Genomic DNA, 16,404 nt, shown 5'->3' with positions numbered 1-16,404 from the left:
CAATAGGGGGGAGAGTTAGCTGTCCCCCCCTTTTACTTTGCAACTACCACAATCCTCTGAGCACGTTACGCACCTCTTTCAGAACCTCCCACCCAGCGGATACTCAACCGCCAGACGAATCTGATTCGCATCCAGCTCCGCCTGTGCAGCATTGCCCCGATGGACCGCGTGGCGCAGGTTAAACGCGAGGTTCTTCGCCACCCCCGACTGCACCACATACCTGGCCTGAAGATCCCGCTCCCAGTGTTTACCTCCCTGCCCGTACCCTAGCCATGTGTAACCGCCGTTGGGGTCCATGTGGCTGCCGTCGATGCCGCTGCCGCGCACATAGAGTGCACCGAAGGTCAGGCCGGGAATGCCGTAGCCGGCCATGTTCAGGTCGTAACGGGCTTGCCAGGATGCTTCCTGCGGCGCGTTGAAGTCGGACAGCGCGACGGCATTGCTCAGGTAAATCGCTCCACGGGTGACATAGTCGTAAGGAGTGTCACCGTCGACTTTCTGATAGCCCACGCCGAAGCTGTGTGAGCCAGCCTTATAGGTCGTCAGAAAACTCCAGGTGGTGTTGTCGATCCGACCGGACAAGGCTTTGCCAGTGTCCTGAGTACGGTACAGATTCAGGTCGAAGGTCAGATCCTGGCCTTCCACTATCGGTTGGGTGTAGACCGCACCTAGGTACTGCTGACGCCAGGTGTCGTCGTATAGCGCGCTGAACAAACTGGCACTGAGCCCTTTGAGTGATGTGTTGCGCACACCGACCAGGTCGAAGCTGTTGCCTTGCTTGCCGTTGGAATAGTTGACCACGAACCCTTGGTCGTGACTGGTGGCATTGCGGTCAGTGCTTTCATTGAAATGTCCGCCGTACAGCGTGGTAGCGGGCATTTCGCGACTGGTCAGCAGCCAGCCGGTGGCGGTTTCGGGCAGCAAACGGCTGTCGGATGAGCCAAACACCGGGGTTTTTACCCGTTGTTCGCCGTAACGCAATTCAGTTGAGGAGAAGCGCAATTTGGCCACGGCGCCACCGCGACTGATCTCTTTCTTCGGATGGCCGTCATTATCCACGCCGAGCAGCCGCGCCTTGCCGGCCCGCCCGCCTCCGCTGTCCAGTTCCCAGCCGGAATAGACGTGGGCATCGATGCCGAAACCTACGGTGCCAGGAGTGAAGCCGGAGGCGACGTCGGCCATCAGCCCGTAGCCCCATTCTTCGGCGAGCTCGCTACGCTGGGCGCGAGGCTTGAATGCATTGCGCGCACCGTTACTCCGTGAGCCGTGTTCATAGTCCCGACGGTCGTAGACGCTGCGATTGAGCAGGCTCCACTGACTGTCTTCGACAAAGCCTTTGGCGTTGTCTTGCTCTGAAGCGCAGGCAAGCAGAGACTGCCCGCCCAATGCCAATAGCAGGGTATGCGTCGATAAGGTGTTCACAGTGCAACTCCACAGAGTTCGGGGGTCTGCAAGGTGTCCCGCCGAACGGGGGACACCGTTGGATGGATCAGAGATACTTAAGGATCGCGATGTCGCGACGGCGCTGCTTGAGGGCGGCGAACCAGCGTGTCGGGAAGAACAGCAACACCCCGAGAATCGCACTCCACAACCACACCATGGGCAGGTCATCGAAGCCGTAGTACGCGCCTTGATTGGTACCCCAAATGGCGACCGATACCAGATACATGGCCTTGAGCACATACAAGTGCAGCAAATAGAAGAACATCGGCGCTCCACCGTATATAGCCAGCGTCGCGGTGGACCAGCGATCCTGCATTTTCTCGAACAACGCCAGCAGGAGCAGCCCCAAACCCAGGGTTGGCATCAGGAACATCAGCGACGGCGGGTACTTCTTCGCGCTCATGAAACTCATGAAAGTGCGCAACGAATCACCGGTCTGCACCCAAGGTTTCTCGCCATAGACATTCAGGTAACGGATGAACACAAACGCCACCAGCAGACCAACGCCTAGCTTGACCAGGCGGGACATTCGCTCGGTCGGCGACATGTCCTTGCCAAACCATGGCCCGATGGCCCAGCCCAACAGAATCACCCCGATCCACGGCAACACCGGGTATGTGGTGCGAGCCCGGGTGAATTCGGTGATGTCGATGAACACCCGTTGATGCAGGATCGACCACGGCACAAAGAACGGCGACTCCGGTCCCACTGTCACGTTATCGAGCAAGTTATGCCCGGCAACGATGGCCACCCCGAGCACAATCAGCCAGCTACGCTTGAAGTGCAGCAACCCGGCGAGCACGATCATGCAAATGCCGATGCACCAGATCACCTGCAACCAGAGGGTCTTGGGTGGAAACTCGGCGTTCCAGGCGAAACACACAAAGGTAATTTCCAAAAACACCAGGAAGAGCCCGCGCTTGAGCAGGAACACCGAGGTTTCACGGGCGGTGTGTTTCTGGCTATAGAGCCAGGCCGAGAGGCCAGTAAGGAAGATAAACACCGGGGCGCAGATCTCACTAAGCATCCGGGTGAAGTACAGGTCCGGCGTCACGCTTAAAGCGTCAATCGGGTCGGTGACCTGGCGGTGCAGCAGGAAGGTTTCCCGTACATGGTCAATCAGCATCAACAGCATGACGAACCCACGCAAGGCATCGATCGCCAGCATCCGCGTGTTGGTTTTTACAGCGGAGGTAGCCAGTGCCGGGGAAATACTTCCCGCCTGCCCGGCCAATCCTGAAGATTGGGACATAGTGGTGACTCCTGCGGGGGCGATATCAGGCTTGTTTTTTCAACCGGGCGACTTTGGAGGCCGGCAACTGTGACGGTGCCCGTGGCAACGCAGGCTTGCCCTGCACCCGATAGAATGAAAGCGTTGAGCTGAAGCTCTTCAGATCATACGGCTCGGTCTTGCCATCGGGGCTTACGCGTTCACCGGAGGTGCGATCTTTGTATTCGACAGCCACCACATACGTTCCCTGCCAGGGCAAATCGAAGTTAACATTGCCTGTTTTGTCGGTGCGCTGGGTCACAACTTCGCCCGAGCCGATCTCGAGTTTAACTTCTTGATCCACCAATGGTTTTTTCGAATAGAAGACTTGGAATTGTGCCTTGCTACCTTCGACTTGGCCGGTAGGTACGATATCCAGGGTCAGCTCCGGGGTACGTGCGCGCAAATCGCCGACCCAACGGGTGGCGGGCGTCCAGTAAGTCTTCAGTGCCTTGTCCGCCTCATGCAGATCGAAGATCGGATAATGCGGGTCCTGGGCCAGCAGCGAATCATCGCTCTTGCCCTGATGGGCCACTGCAAAGCCCTGACGCTGCAAGGTCAGGCTCAACGGCCGGGATTTGTCGCCGACCGACCAGCCGTTGAGTTGCCGGAACCGGTCCATTCCGCCCGGTGTGACCTCCAACATGTTTTTGTCATACTCGCCGTAGTACAAGGACAGGGCTTGCCCCGGGGCTTGCTCGTACCAGATCTGGTGCGCCTCGCTGCTGCCGGCCAGCAGGAAGACGCTGTAACCCAATAGTGCTTTTGCGTTGCTCATTCGCATTTTTTTTGGCTCCGATTGGTGTTAATGAACGGTTTTTTGCTGACGATTCATCCTCCCGAAATCAGCGACTTCACAAACCGCGTCCCACTCTCTGTACGCATTACAACGCAGAGACTTTGGCGCTTTGCTCCGAAAAAGACGTCGGCGGGGCAATCGGAAACTGTTTTTGCCGGTCGAAACAGATGTTTATGCGGCTTGCGCGAGGATGAGGCAGGTTTGCGGGTTTAAGCGAGGTGATGTCCAAACACGGTGCATTGCGCACTGCAAAACCAATTGCGGGAGCCGCCCAGAGAATTCACATATTCGTAGGCGTGAGCTCGCTCCGGGCGGCGTTCCGACGAAAAACTTCAGGTCATCGCGTTCATTCAGGATGTCCGCGTTAACGTTGACGTTTTTCGCGAGTTAGCTCGCTCCTACAGGGAAGGATTTGTGTTGGTATGGAGGGCGTTTCAGTGCCGCAGCAGCTTGCGCAGCGGCACGCCGTCCTTGAGCACGGGGGATTTGATGACGATGTAACTGAAGTATTTGGAGATACCGATGTTCTTATCCAGCAAGCTTTCGATCACTTCCTGATAGTGCTGGATACTGCGGGTCATGAAGCGCACCAGGTAATCGTAGCCACCGCTGATCAGATGGCATTCGAGCACTTCATCCACCAGGCGAATGTTCGACTCGAACTTGGCGAAGTCTTCGCGCTTGTGGTCGCTCAAGGTGATTTCCGTGAAGATCGTCACCGACTCGGTGATCTTCGCCAAGTTCAAGTGCGCCTTGTAGCTGGAGATGTAGCCGGCCGACTCCAGCCGCTTGACCCGTTGCAGACAGGGGCTTGCCGATAACCCCACGGCATCGGCCAGGCTGACATTGGTCATGCGCCCGTCTTTCTGCAGCTCTACCAGGATGCTGATGTCGATGCGGTCCAGTTTGACTAAACCTTCCATTGCGTACCTCGTGACTGCCATTTGTAAGACAATCTTCTAGCAAAATCAGCGCCGTAAAGACAGCTGATGCTGAGCGACCAGATCAGCCATGCTGTTGATGCAATACGCCGTGGCACACTGCGTGGGTTGCTGGCGCCGTCCGCGACAGATCAGGCACACGTCGGTATCCGCCGCGTCACTGGCGGACGGCCGGGTCACCAGCAGGATCCCGGCCAGCTCGAGATCGTTGGCCAGCAACCAATCCGGGTCCTTCAACGGGTCGCTGGCCAGGGAGATGAAATCGTCGGCCACGATCCCCAGCCGCTCGCAGAGTAGTCCGCGATCCTCGGCATCCCGGTCACCCTTGACCAGCAGCCGGTAGAACTTGCGCAGGTACAACATCGCACCCGGTGCATCTTCGAACAGCGACCAGCCAGCCGCCGAGCGTGCGAAGCTCATGCCCTCTTCCCAACTGGCTTTGAGCCCCCAGCGCTCGGCCAACTGACGATGGGCGAAACACAGCAATCCACTGAAGCCTAGCTCACCAAAGCGTGGATACAGCGCCCGCACCACCTCGTTGTATTCAGCCAGCACCCGCTCCTTGTCCGGCTGCCCGCCCCGACTGTCCAACAGCGGTTGCAACGCGGCCCAGACCCCTGAGTCGCGGTCGACCAAGACTTCATCGCAGTCAATGAGCAGCGCTTGATAATCAGTCAGCCCCATGGTGTACACAGCCTCCAATGATGCATTCCATCAATCCATGCTCCATAAGCGCTCACAGGCGATGCCTGGCGACACCGTCCCGGAGCGGGTAGCACGTCAGTTCAATACCCGTGCCAAAGCCGTTTGCAGAATCTGTAGCGCTTCATCGATCTGGACCGAGGTCGCCACCAAGGGTGCGAGGAACCGCATCACGTTGCGATGAACGCCACACTTGATCACCAGCAACCCACCCTTGCGCGCTTCATCGATCAGCCGCTGATTGAGGTCGGCGTCAGGTGTGCGCGCTTCGTCATTCTTGATCAGCTCAATCGCCAGCATGAAGCCGGTGCCGCGCACATCGCCGATCTGTGGGTAGCGTTCCTGCAAGCGGAGCAAGCCTTGGCGCAACTGCTCACCCAGCGCCTCACCGCGCGCAAGCAATTGTTCCTCTTCGTAAGCCTCGATAACCGCCAGTGCCGCCGCGCAGGACAACGCGTTACCACCGTAGGTGCCGCCCAGGCCGCCGGGCAACGGTGCGTCCATGATCTCGGCCTTGCCGACCACGCCGGATAACGGCAGACCGCCCGCCAGGCTCTTGGCCACGGTCACCAGGTCGGGCTGAATGTCCGAGTGCTGGAAGCCGAACCATTTGCCGGTACGCCCGAACCCGGTCTGGATTTCGTCGAGAATCAACACAATGCCGTACTTGTGAGTCAGCGCGCGCAACTTCTGGAGAAACTCCTTCGGCGCCGTGAGAAAGCCACCGTCGCCCTGCACCGGCTCAATGATGATGGCGGCAACCCGCTCGGGTGCGACTTGTGTGGCGAACAGTTCGTCCAGCGCCTGAAGCGCCATTTCGCCGCTGACACCACGGTAGGCGTTGGGGTACGGCGTATGGAAGACCTCCGGCGCGAAGGGTCCGAAGTTCTGTTTGTACGGCTGGCTCATGCCGGTGAGGGTGGTGCCCAACAACGTGCGCCCGTGGAAACCGCCCCGAAAGGCAATCACTGCGGAACGGTTGGTGTGCGCTCGGGCGATTTTCACCGCGTTTTCCACGGCTTCGGCACCGGAGGTAAAGAACGCGGCCTTGTAGGGTTCTTGACCGCCGATCATTTCGCACAGGCGCTGGGCCAGATTCAGGTACGGCTTATAGGCAACGACCTGGAAGCAGGCATGGGAAACCTTCTGCAATTGCGACTGCACCGCCGCGACCACTTTGGGGTGGTTGTGCCCAATGTTCAACACACCGATACCACCGACAAAATCCAGGTAACGCTGGCCGTCCACATCCCACAGCTCGGCACCTTGGGCACGATCGATCACCAAAGGATGAGCGGTCACCAGGCCCCGCGGCACGAATTGTTCGCGCTGACGGAGCAAATGAGGGGTTTGGTCGACTTGGCTGTTCATGGTATTTCCCATCGTGAGTCCGGCAGCCCGGAGGTGATTGCAGATGGTGTCCAGATTACGTGCTGCGCGGAACGAACTACGCCGAACTTGGCGCCTGAGAAATTCGGATCCACTGTTTTTACCCTGCCAAACGGCAGATTCCTTCAGCGCGCCGAATATGCTGTAGTCCTGCCGATCCAAAGGCATGTAGCCCGTTTAACCCGGTGCTTTCAACAGATCCTGCGCTGGCGTTGCGCGATGATAGGAACATCTTCACCCTTTCAGGAAATGACCATGGCCCTGCTTTACAAAGCTGACCCTGTGCGCGGCGAACAGTGGAAAACCCTGTTCGCCGAACACGCACCGGATATCGAATGGCGCGCCTGGCCGGACATTGGCGACCCCAGGGACATCGAGTACCTGGCCGCGTGGCAGCCACCGGATGAAACTAAAACCTTGCTGCCGAATCTGAAGGTGTTGTTCGCGCTGTCCGCCGGGGTCGATCAACTGGACCTCGTTCGATTACCCGGGGACTTGCCCGTGGTGCGCCTGCTCGACCCCGGCATCACCGCAGGCATGTGCGAGTACGCCAGTTTTGCCGTACTCAGCCTGCACCGGGACATGTTGCGTTATCGTCAGCAGCAGGTGGCTCGCTGCTGGCAGGCGCACATGCTGCAACCGTCGGCCAAGCGTCGAGTCGGCGTGATGGGGCTGGGCACCCAGGCGCAACAGATTCTCGCGACCTTGCAACCGTTGGGGTTCAAGTTGAAAGGCTGGGCTCGCAGCGCACATCACATCCCAGGCGTGGATTGCTATGCCGGTCGCGAGCAACTGCCGGCGTTTCTCAGTCAATGCGACATTCTGCTGTGCGTGCTGCCGCTGACGGCGCAGACCCAGGGCATTCTCGATCGTGAGTTGTTCCGACAACTGCCCCAGGGTGCTGCGCTGATCAACATGGGCCGTGGCGGGCATCTGGTGGAAAGTGATCTGCTGGAGGCGCTGGACAGCGGGCAGCTCAGTGGTGCGGTACTGGATGTTCTGCAGGAAGAACCGGCGCCAGCCGATCATCCGTTCTGGGGCCATCCGCAAATTCTGCTGACACCGCACATTGCTGCGATGACCCAGCCTGAAAGTGCGTTTGGGGTGTTGCTGGAAAATATCCGGCGGTTCGAACGAGGTGAACCCATGGTTGGCCAGATCGACCGCCACCAGGGTTATTGAGCAAAACACAAACTTAATGTGTGCGGGCTTGCTCGCGAATGCGGTGTGTCAGCCAACACTGATGTCGACTGATAAACCGCATTCGCGAGCAAGCCCGCTCCTACAGGCTTTTGTGGTGGTTTAGAGGATGTCGGCGATGGCTTTGCCGACATCCTGTGTCGACCCTGTCCCGCCCAGGTCCGGTGTAATCGGCCCGTCAGCGATCACCTGCTCGATCGCCTGCAAGATCCCGTCGTGCGCCGCACGATAACGCTCGTCACCATTGCCGAGGAAATCGAGCATCAATGCCCCGGACCAGATCATCGCAATCGGGTTAGCGATGTTCAGCCCATAGATGTCCGGTGCAGAACCATGCACCGGTTCCAACAGCGACGGAAAACGCCGCTCGGGATCGAGGTTGGCCGAAGGCGCAATGCCAATGGTTCCGGCACAGGCCGGACCAAGGTCGGAAAGGATGTCACCAAACAGGTTCGACGCCACCACCACATCGAAACGATCCGGTTGCAGCACGAAGCGCGCGCACAAGATATCAATGTGCTGCTTGTCCCAAATGATCTCAGGGTATTGGGCCGCCATCAACGCGGTGCGCTCGTCCCAATACGGCATGCTGATGGATATCCCGTTGGACTTGGTTGCCGCCGTCAGCCGCTTGCGTGGCCGGGTCTGGGCCAGTTCGAAGGCGTATTTGAGAATCCGGTCCACACCACGGCGGGTGAACACGGACTCTTGCAGTACGAATTCATGCTCGGTGCCTTCGAACATCTTGCCGCCGACCGACGAATACTCGCCTTCGGTGTTCTCGCGTATCACCACGAAATCAATGTCCCCCGGTTTGCGTCCGGCCAACGGGCATGGCACGCCGGGAAACAACCGCACCGGGCGGATGTTCACGTATTGGTCGAAGTCGCGGCGGAACTTGAGCAGTGAGCCCCACAGGGAAATGTGGTCAGGCACCTTGTCCGGCCAACCCACGGCGCCGAAGTAGATGGCATCGAAACCCTTGAGCTGTTCGAACCAGTCCTCGGGCATCATCTGCCCATGTTCCAAGTAGTAATCGCAGTGCGCCCAGTCGAGGACTTCGATGCTAATGTCCAGCGCCCATTTCTTCGCGGCCTGCTCCAGCACCCTCAGCCCTTCCGGCAGGACTTCCTTGCCAATGCCATCGCCAGCAATCGCGGCGATCTTGAATACCTTGTTCATCAGTTTTGGCTCCTCGTGTCGGTGAATTACAGCCCGCCGATATGGAAGGCTTTGACTTCAAGGTATTCATCCAGACCGTATTTGCTGCCTTCACGGCCCAGGCCCGATTGCTTGATACCGCCGAACGGCGCGACTTCCATGGAAATGATCCCGGTGTTGAGACCAACCATGCCGAACTCCAGCGCCTCACCGAAACGCCAGGAGCGACGCAGATCCTGAGTGAAATAGTAGGCACCCAGGCCATAAGGCGTGGTGTTGGCCAGTGCGAGCGCTTCGGCTTCGTCGGTGAAACGCATCAACGGAGCCACCGGTCCGAAGGTCTCTTCATTAGCCAGCAGCATGCCGGCGTGGGCCTCGCCCAGAACCGTGGGTTGCACGAACTGGCTTTCACCGTCGGGAATTGTACCGCACAGCAACTGCGCGCCCTGGCTCAGGGCATCGTTGATGTGCCGCGCGACTTTGCTCACGGCCGCCTGGGTGATCAACGGGCCAATGGTCACGTCGGCTTGCAGGCCATTGCCAACATTGAGCTTGCCGACTTCCTCGACCAGACGTTGGGCGAAACGCTCGTAGATACCGTCTTGCACCAGAATCCGGTTGGCGCAGACGCAAGTCTGGCCGGCGTTACGGAATTTGCTGAGCATGATCCCGGTAATGGCCTGCTCGAGATCCGCATCGTCGAAGACAATGAACGGCGCGTTACCGCCCAATTCCAGGCTCAAGCGTTTGATGTGTTCAGCGCTTTGGCGCATCAGCAAACGTCCCACGGCGGTGGAGCCGGTAAAGGAAATCTTGCGTACTGTCGGGTTGCCGGTCAGCTCTTCGCCAATGCCGGCGGGCATTCCGCTCAACACGTTGAATACCCCGCCCGGAATGCCAACGCGCTCGGCCAGAACCGCCAAAGCGAGAGCTGACAGCGGCGTCAGGTCCGAAGGCTTGACGATAATCGGGCAACCCGCTGCAAGAGCCGGTGCGCACTTGCGAGTGATCATCGCGTTGGGGAAATTCCACGGGGTAATCGCTGCGCAGACGCCGACCGGTTGCTTGAGGGTCAACAATCGACGGTCGCTGCTGGGGGCCGGCATGGTTTCGCCGTAGACCCGTCGGGCCTCCTCGGCGAACCATTTGACGAAACCGGCACCGTAGCGGATTTCGCCTTTGGCCTCGTTCAACGGCTTGCCCTGTTCACAGGTCATGATCAGCGCCAGGTCGTCGAGGTTGTCGATCATGGCATGATACCAACGCTCCAGCAGCGCCGCGCGCTCTGCTGCCGGACGTGCACGCCAGGCGGGCCAGGCTTTATCCGCCGCCTCAATGGCACGACGGGTTTCCGCGCCTTGCATCGCCGGCACGCGCGCGAGCAACTGACCGCTGGCCGGGTCGATGACGTCCAGCGTCGCACCGTCATCGGCGCCAATCCACTGCCCGTCTACATAAGCTAGTTCTGCCAAAAGGCTGGGGTCTTTCAAACGATTCTTGAGCATGGTCGAGTCCTGATCCGAGACATGCTCCAGTCTAGGGGGAGGTGGCGGACGAGGATGCTGAAAGCGCCTGGCGGACAGTGTCGGATGCTGAAATTGGCGGTGGAACGGCAGATTTATATTTGTCCGCCAAACCCGATTTTTTGTGGGAGCGAGCCCGCTCCCACATTGTTGTTCTCTACTGTTTCAGGGAACCGAGCAAGCCACCCAGAAACCGTTCCCCGGCCTCCATCTGGCTGATCTCGATAAACTCGTCCGGCTTGTGCGCCTGTTCAATCGAGCCCGGACCACAGACCACAACTGGCACATCCAGGCGCTGATTGAATAACCCGCCTTCGGTGCCAAATGACACCTTGGCCGTACCGGTATCCGGTGCCGCGAAGTTTTTCAGAAAGCGCACCGCTTCGACGCTCGGGTGAGTGTCCAGGCCAGGGTAGACGTTGATCGTTTCGATCTCGATGGCCGCCACGCTGGAGAGCTTTTTGGCCTCGCGCACGATCACCTCGGCGCGCTCCTGCATTTGCGCCAAAATCTGCTCCAGATCATCCGCCGGCAAGTTGCGTACTTCAAAATCCAGGGTGCACAGGTTCGGCACGATGTTCAGCGCGCGGCCACCGCCGATCTGTCCGACATGCACGGTGCTGTAAGGCACGTCGTAATCAGCATCCTGGGCGCCCTGTTCCTGCAGTTGCTGCTGGCTCTGGCGTAACACCCCGATGAAGTCACTGGCCACGTGAATGGCATTGACCGACAGCGGCGCCAGCGAAGAATGCGCCTCTAGGCCCCGGCAGTAGGTCCGATACGAGCCCTTGCCCTTGTGCCCCAGAACGAATTGCATGTTGGTCGGTTCACCGATCATGCACAAAAACGGCCGCACCGGCGCCAGGTGCAGCACGTCCAGCAAACGCCGCACGCCGACACAACCGATTTCTTCGTCATGGGACAACGCCAGTTGCAGCGGTCGGCTCAGGGAGTGGTCCGCCGCATCGAGCATGGCATCGACGGCCAGGGCGATAAAACCCTTCATGTCGCAACTGCCACGACCGTAAATCCTGCCGTCCTGCACCGTCGCCTCAAAGGCTGGAAAGGTCCAGGCTTGCCCTGCCGCCGGCACCACGTCGGTGTGCCCGGACAGCAGAATCCCTGGCAGTTCTTTCGGGCCGGTGCTGGCGAACAGGTTGGCCTTCTTCCCGGTGACATCCTTGACGATCAGCGACTCGATACCCTTGGTCAGCAGCAGGTCACGCACGTAATCGATCAGGGCCAGGTTCGACTCCGAAGAGACGGTGTCGAAGGCCATCAAGCGTTTGAGAATATCCAGTACACGCGGCTTCATGAGGCCTTGCTCCGTAGTTCGGCAAAATGGGCGAACCGGCGAATCGAGAACGGCTCAATCAAGGTGCTGGTGCTGCCGGTGCTGATCAGTTCAGCCATCACGTCGCCGACGCCCGGGCCGAGCTGGAAGCCGTGACCGCAGAAGCCAAACGCGTAGTACAAGCCATCGACGGTGCCGCTAGGGCCCATGATCGGCAGGGAGTCCGGCAGGTAGCTTTCGATACCACTCCAGACCCGGATGATGTTCAGGTTGCCGACGCCCGGCAGCAGCCGTTGCATTTGCGTGATCTGGTTGAGAATGCTGCGCGGCTCGACGTAGGCCCGGCGATTGAGCATGTCCGGTTTGCTGCGATAACCGCCGCCGATGACGATGTTGCCACGGGTAATCTGCCGGAAATAAATCACTTCCTCCGGGATCTTGGTGTACACGCCAATCACCGTAGGCAAGGCGTAAGGGACCGGCTCGGTCACCGCCATTTGCGGGCCATGGGTGTCCAGCGGCACCGGTTCGTCGAATTGCTCGGAGAGCTTCTGCCCCCACGCGCCGGCAGTAATCAGCAATTGCGCGGCGCTGAACTGACGACCATCGGTGGTGCTAACGCTGAACTCACCGCCGACCTTTTGCACTTCGGCCACTTCCGTCTGTTCTTCAATTTGTGCCCCCAAACGCCGTGCTGCCCGGGCAAACGCCGGGGCCGCCAGTCGCGGGTTGGCGTGACCATCGTGGGGTGCGTAGGAGCCCCCCTTTACGTCCGGTCCAAGGAACGGAAAGCGTTTGTGCAACTCGGCGCCGCGATAGATTTTCAGGTCCAGTTGCGCCGCTTCCGGTGCGGCGGCGTAGGCCTCCAATTCCGCAATTTCGTCTTCGCGATAACACACACGCATGTGGCCGCTGGCGATGAACTCCAGGTCATCGTCGATCAGTTCCGGCAAGCGCTTCCACAGCGCCCAGGAACGGTTGGCCAATTCCAGTTGCCCAAGGTAGCGGCCCTGGCGCCGGACGTTGCCGAAGTTCACACCGCTGGCGTACTGACCGATCTGGTCACGCTCCAGCAGGGTCACCGAGTGCCCGCGCTGGCGCAGGAAAAATGCCGACGCTGCGCCCATGATGCCACCGCCGATAATCAACACATCACTTTTTTGCGGTTTCATGAGGGCTCCTCAATGATGGTCATCGGCAAGGGTTTGACCGGGGCCTGGCCCCGTTGCCGACCGACCTGTTGCACATTGACGCCAGCGGCGGCGGCAATCACCTCTGCTCCGGCCTGGGAGCAGTAACGGCCCTGGCAGCGGCCCATGCCGACCCGGCTGAACGCCTTGGCCCGGTTAACCTCGCAGGCTCCCTTTTCGCTGACGGTACGACGCAGTTCACCGGCGCTGATCATCTCGCAGCGGCAAACGATGGCGCTGTCGGGCAAGGCCTTGGCTTGTTCGGCTGGCCAGGGAAACGCCTGGGCCAGGCCGAGGCGAAACTGATCCATTACCGCCAACGCCTGCCGTTGTTCGTCACGCAGGCTTGCGTCCACCGGTTGCTGCAGATCTTCCAGCAATGCCATCGCCACCAGGCGACCGGCGTGTTCGGCAGCGTCGGCGCCGCGAATCTTCGAGCCGTCACCGGCGGCATACACACCGTTGACCGTGGTCCGGCCTTCTTCATCCACCGACAGCCACCATTGACCCGACGCATCGTCAAAACGCATGCGGCAACCGGCCAGATCCGCCAGTTGGGTTTCGGGGCGCAAGTGATAACCGAGGGCCACGGCATCGCATTGCACATTCAACGTCTCGCCCCGGGCGGTCAGTACGCGCACGCCGCTGACCCCGCTGGCCGCATCGCCCTGCACTTGCTGCGGCGCAATGCCCAGGTGCACAGGGATTTTCGCCTGATACAGCTGCGCCAACAGTTTCATCCCGGTGAACAGCAATCCGGGGCGTGCCAGCAATTTTGGCAACGCGCCAATACGCTTGCTCAGGGGCGAAGTGTCGAGCACCGCCGCAACCTTGGCACCGGCCTTGAGGTACTGAGTCGCGACCAGATACAGCAACGGCCCGCTGCCCATGAACACCACACTGTGGCCAATCGACACCGCCTGGGACTTGAGTGCAATCTGCGCGCCGCCAAGGCTGTAGGTGCCCGCCAACTGCCAGCCTTCAATCGGCATCAAGCGGTCGGTAGCGCCGGTGCACAGGATCAGCGCGTCATAGTCCACCGTCGAGTGGTGACCCTGGCTGACGCAGTACAGTTGCCCTGGCGTCAGGTTCCACACCAGCGTGTCCGGGCGATAGTCGATACGCTCGCGCAGGCGGTCGAAGCTTTCATGCAGGTTTTTCGCTTTGGCGGCTTCGCTGCCATACAGGGCGCCGTAGTCGCGGGTAAAACCCTGGGGTTGACGGCGGTAGATCTGGCCGCCATCGCGGCGATTTTCGTCGATCAGGATCGGCTTGATCCCCGCCGCCAGCAGGGTCTCGGCGCAGCGAATACCGGCCGGTCCGGCACCGACGATGACAACTTTCCTTGAGCTCAATCGCGCAGTGGCCATGTCGCCTCCGGTTGTGTGGTGACGATATCCAGCCCTTCACGGACTTCATTGGAGCACGCACGCAGACGCTCGCCGCTGCGGGTCCAGACCCAACAATCCTGGCAGGCACCCATCAGGCAGAAGCCGGCGCGGCGGCCCGAATCGAACTCCGACTGGCGCAACGCATTACCCTGGGTCAGCAACGCAACCATCAGGGTGTCGCCTTGCAGCGCCTCGATCGGCGCGCCGTCGACCTTCAAGCTGACAGTCGGTCTACCCTGCTCCGCCAGCCTCACAAAACGCCCCTTCATGCGTAGGCTCCCTCGGTCATGGTGATCTGCTGGGTCTTGCTCAACTCGGCGCCGTCGTGGTGACAGAGAATTTCACTGCCACCGTCGATGTTCCGTCGGTTCGGCGCCGTTCGATTGCACAGGCCATCGACTCGCACCGGGCAACGATTGAGGAAGGTGCAAAGCTCCGCCACGTTGGCTTTCGGGCCGATCGGCGGCAGCGCGTCGCAGGCGGTGCCGCAGTTTTCCAGCCAGCCCTGCCGCAGTTCAGGCACCGAATGAATCAACAGATCGGTGTACGGATGGAACGGCGCCTGGGTGAACGATTGCCGGGTGCCAGCTTCGACTTTATGACCGCTGTACATCACCACAATGTCGTCGCACAGCGCCCGCACGGTGGAAATGTCATGGCTGATGAACAGGTAAGAAACCCCCAACTGCTGGCGCAGGTCGCGCAGCAGCTCGAGAATCGCCGCACCCACCACGGTATCCAGCGCCGAGGTCACTTCATCGCATAGGATTAGATCCGGCTTGGCGGCCAGCGCGCGGGCCAGGTTGACCCGTTGTTTTTGCCCGCCTGACAGCTCATTGGGCCGGCGTTCGGCCAGGGTCCGGGGCAAGCGCACCAGATCCAGCAGTTCGCCGACGCGCTCGCGCAATGCCGCGCCCTTGAGACCGAAATACATCTTCAGTGGCCGGCTCAGGATAGTGCTGATGCTGTGCATCGGATTCAGCGCGGTGTCGGCGTTCTGGAAAACCATCTGGATGCGTCGGAACTGGTCATCAGTGCGCGTCGACAAGCTACCGCCCAGAGGTTTTCCATCAAAGATCAAGCCGCCCAGGGCCGGCGTCAGCAACCCGGCCACCACCCGCGCCAGGGTCGACTTGCCCGAGCCCGACTCACCGATCACACCGATGGCCTGGCCCCGGCGTACCGTCAGATCGATGTCTTCCAGCACACGAATCGACGGCATGCCCTGGGCATTCTTGTTGCCGTAACCAGCGGTCAGGCCCTTGATGGTCAGTAGCGGTTCGTCTTCGGCAACGTCGCTGGGCGGACGAATCGTGGTGTCCGGCCGCGCCGCCGCCAACAGGCTGCGGGTGTATTGGTGGGCCGGATCTTTGAGCAACGGCGCGGTCGCGCTCTGCTCGAAAATTCGCCCACCGTTGAGCACGACGATCTGGTCGGCCATCTGCGCGACGACCGCCAAATCGTGGGACACGTAGACCGCCGTCGCGCCCCGCTCGCGCACCACGCGCTTGAAAGCGCGGAGCACGTCGATCTGGGTCGTCACGTCGAGGGCAGTGGTCGGCTCGTCGAGCACCACCAGCAAGGGATCGCTGATCAGCGCCATGGCCGCCATCACCCGTTGCAACTGTCCGCCAGACACCTGGTGCGGGTAGCGCTGACCGATGTTGTCCGGATCCGGCAGGGCCAGGTCGCGAAACAGTTCGATGGCCTTGGCTTCGAGCACGGCGCGAGTGCCCAGGCCATGGATCAACGCCCCTTCCACCACCTGATCGATCAGTTTTTTTGCCGGATTGAATGCCGCCGCCGCACTTTGCGCGATGTACGACACCCGATTGCCGCGCAGGCCCTGCAACTCATGCTCACTCAGCGCGAGCATATTGTGCTCGCCGACTTGCACCACCCCTCCAGACAACCGGCAACCACGCCGGGCGTAACCCAGCAGGGCCAGGGCGATGGTGGTCTTGCCGGATCCGGACTCGCCGATCAACGCCAGCACTTCACCTTTTTCCAGGGCGAAGCTCACGCCTTTGACGATTTCCGTTTCACCGCGCTCGCCACAGGCGACCACACGCATGTCTTCAACTCGAATCAATTCACTCAT

Annotated in this window: 14 protein-coding genes; 1 reads left to right on the top strand and 13 read right to left on the bottom strand. The window is 60.2% G+C overall.

Annotated features, from left to right (window positions below; genetic code table 11):
- Positions 1-78 precede the first annotated feature (78 nt).
- The 6 genes from PverR02_RS10065 to gabT form a co-directional block, all read right to left on the bottom strand.
- Entirely contained in the window at positions 79-1,422 is a 1,344-nt protein-coding gene (locus PverR02_RS10065) for an OprD family porin (protein ID WP_079443243.1), read from the bottom strand.
- Positions 1,423-1,489: 67 nt separating this feature from the next.
- On the bottom strand, positions 1,490-2,695 hold the full coding sequence (locus PverR02_RS10060) for a DUF1624 domain-containing protein (protein ID WP_079443242.1): 1,206 nt from the start codon (positions 2,693-2,695) through the stop codon (positions 1,490-1,492).
- Positions 2,696-2,720: 25 nt separating this feature from the next.
- On the bottom strand, positions 2,721-3,491 hold the full coding sequence (locus tag PverR02_RS10055) for a DUF4198 domain-containing protein (RefSeq protein WP_227778812.1): 771 nt from the start codon (positions 3,489-3,491) through the stop codon (positions 2,721-2,723).
- A gap of 455 nt (positions 3,492-3,946) precedes the next feature.
- The gene (locus tag PverR02_RS10050; RefSeq protein ID WP_079443240.1) at positions 3,947-4,435 is read right to left on the bottom strand and encodes an Lrp/AsnC family transcriptional regulator; all 489 of its coding nucleotides are present in this window, start codon (positions 4,433-4,435) and stop codon (positions 3,947-3,949) included.
- 45 nt (positions 4,436-4,480) lie between these two features.
- Complete coding sequence (locus PverR02_RS10045; RefSeq protein ID WP_079444996.1) at positions 4,481-5,137, bottom strand: HAD family hydrolase; 657 nt, start codon at positions 5,135-5,137, stop codon at positions 4,481-4,483.
- 96 nt (positions 5,138-5,233) lie between these two features.
- A complete protein-coding gene (gabT, locus tag PverR02_RS10040; protein WP_079443239.1) occupies positions 5,234-6,526 on the bottom strand; it encodes a 4-aminobutyrate--2-oxoglutarate transaminase in 1,293 nt (430 codons plus the stop codon).
- 273 nt (positions 6,527-6,799) lie between these two features.
- Here gabT and PverR02_RS10035 point away from each other — a divergent pair, with 273 nt between their 5' ends.
- Positions 6,800-7,726 carry a 2-hydroxyacid dehydrogenase gene (locus PverR02_RS10035; protein ID WP_079443238.1) on the top strand — a complete coding sequence of 309 codons (927 nt, stop codon included), beginning with the start codon at positions 6,800-6,802 and terminating at the stop codon, positions 7,724-7,726.
- Between the two features lie 120 nt (positions 7,727-7,846).
- Here the strand turns inward: PverR02_RS10035 and PverR02_RS10030 are convergent, their stop codons facing one another.
- The 7 genes from PverR02_RS10030 to PverR02_RS10000 all read right to left on the bottom strand — a co-directional run bounded on the left by PverR02_RS10030 (position 7,847) and on the right by PverR02_RS10000 (position 16,404).
- A complete protein-coding gene (locus PverR02_RS10030) occupies positions 7,847-8,926 on the bottom strand; it encodes a tartrate dehydrogenase (RefSeq protein ID WP_079443237.1) in 1,080 nt (359 codons plus the stop codon).
- A gap of 26 nt (positions 8,927-8,952) precedes the next feature.
- Positions 8,953-10,410, bottom strand: a complete 1,458-nt coding sequence (locus PverR02_RS10025) for an NAD-dependent succinate-semialdehyde dehydrogenase (RefSeq protein ID WP_079443236.1) — start codon at positions 10,408-10,410, stop codon at positions 8,953-8,955.
- A gap of 175 nt (positions 10,411-10,585) precedes the next feature.
- Positions 10,586-11,743, bottom strand: coding sequence for an acetylornithine deacetylase (argE, locus tag PverR02_RS10020; protein ID WP_079443235.1), 1,158 nt, complete (start codon positions 11,741-11,743; stop codon positions 10,586-10,588).
- Positions 11,740-12,894: an NAD(P)/FAD-dependent oxidoreductase gene (locus PverR02_RS10015; protein WP_079443234.1), complete on the bottom strand. Its 1,155-nt coding sequence runs from the start codon at positions 12,892-12,894 to the stop codon at positions 11,740-11,742. Before PverR02_RS10015 ends, argE begins: the two co-directional genes overlap by 4 nt.
- Complete coding sequence (locus tag PverR02_RS10010; RefSeq protein WP_079443233.1) at positions 12,891-14,282, bottom strand: FAD/NAD(P)-dependent oxidoreductase; 1,392 nt, start codon at positions 14,280-14,282, stop codon at positions 12,891-12,893. The genes PverR02_RS10015 and PverR02_RS10010 overlap by 4 nt, the downstream gene beginning before the upstream one ends.
- Positions 14,264-14,572: a (2Fe-2S)-binding protein gene (locus PverR02_RS10005; RefSeq protein ID WP_079443232.1), complete on the bottom strand. Its 309-nt coding sequence runs from the start codon at positions 14,570-14,572 to the stop codon at positions 14,264-14,266. The genes PverR02_RS10010 and PverR02_RS10005 overlap by 19 nt, the downstream gene beginning before the upstream one ends.
- Positions 14,569-16,404, bottom strand: a complete 1,836-nt coding sequence (locus PverR02_RS10000) for an ABC transporter ATP-binding protein (protein WP_079443231.1) — start codon at positions 16,402-16,404, stop codon at positions 14,569-14,571. Before PverR02_RS10000 ends, PverR02_RS10005 begins: the two co-directional genes overlap by 4 nt.

The organism is Pseudomonas veronii, assembly GCF_002028325.1.
GTDB classification, from domain to species: Bacteria; Pseudomonadota; Gammaproteobacteria; order Pseudomonadales; family Pseudomonadaceae; genus Aquipseudomonas; species Aquipseudomonas veronii.
The sequence above is the reverse complement of the archived record's forward strand: the minus strand, read 5'-3'. Positions and strand labels throughout refer to the sequence as shown.

Coding starts and splice junctions, on each gene's coding strand:
- PverR02_RS10060 (WP_079443242.1), bottom strand. CDS start 2,695: ATGTCCCAATCTTCAGGATTGGCCGGGCAGGCGGGAAGTATTTCCCCG.
- PverR02_RS10055 (WP_227778812.1), bottom strand. CDS start 3,491: ATGAGCAACGCAAAAGCACTATTGGGTTACAGCGTCTTCCTGCTGGCC.
- PverR02_RS10050 (WP_079443240.1), bottom strand. CDS start 4,435: ATGGAAGGTTTAGTCAAACTGGACCGCATCGACATCAGCATCCTGGTA.
- PverR02_RS10045 (WP_079444996.1), bottom strand. CDS start 5,137: ATGGGGCTGACTGATTATCAAGCGCTGCTCATTGACTGCGATGAAGTC.
- gabT (WP_079443239.1), bottom strand. CDS start 6,526: ATGAACAGCCAAGTCGACCAAACCCCTCATTTGCTCCGTCAGCGCGAA.
- PverR02_RS10035 (WP_079443238.1), top strand. CDS start 6,800: ATGGCCCTGCTTTACAAAGCTGACCCTGTGCGCGGCGAACAGTGGAAA.
- PverR02_RS10030 (WP_079443237.1), bottom strand. CDS start 8,926: ATGAACAAGGTATTCAAGATCGCCGCGATTGCTGGCGATGGCATTGGC.
- PverR02_RS10025 (WP_079443236.1), bottom strand. CDS start 10,410: ATGCTCAAGAATCGTTTGAAAGACCCCAGCCTTTTGGCAGAACTAGCT.
- argE (WP_079443235.1), bottom strand. CDS start 11,743: ATGAAGCCGCGTGTACTGGATATTCTCAAACGCTTGATGGCCTTCGAC.
- PverR02_RS10015 (WP_079443234.1), bottom strand. CDS start 12,894: ATGAAACCGCAAAAAAGTGATGTGTTGATTATCGGCGGTGGCATCATG.
- PverR02_RS10010 (WP_079443233.1), bottom strand. CDS start 14,282: ATGGCCACTGCGCGATTGAGCTCAAGGAAAGTTGTCATCGTCGGTGCC.
- PverR02_RS10005 (WP_079443232.1), bottom strand. CDS start 14,572: ATGAAGGGGCGTTTTGTGAGGCTGGCGGAGCAGGGTAGACCGACTGTC.
- PverR02_RS10000 (WP_079443231.1), bottom strand. CDS start 16,404: ATGAGTGAATTGATTCGAGTTGAAGACATGCGTGTGGTCGCCTGTGGC.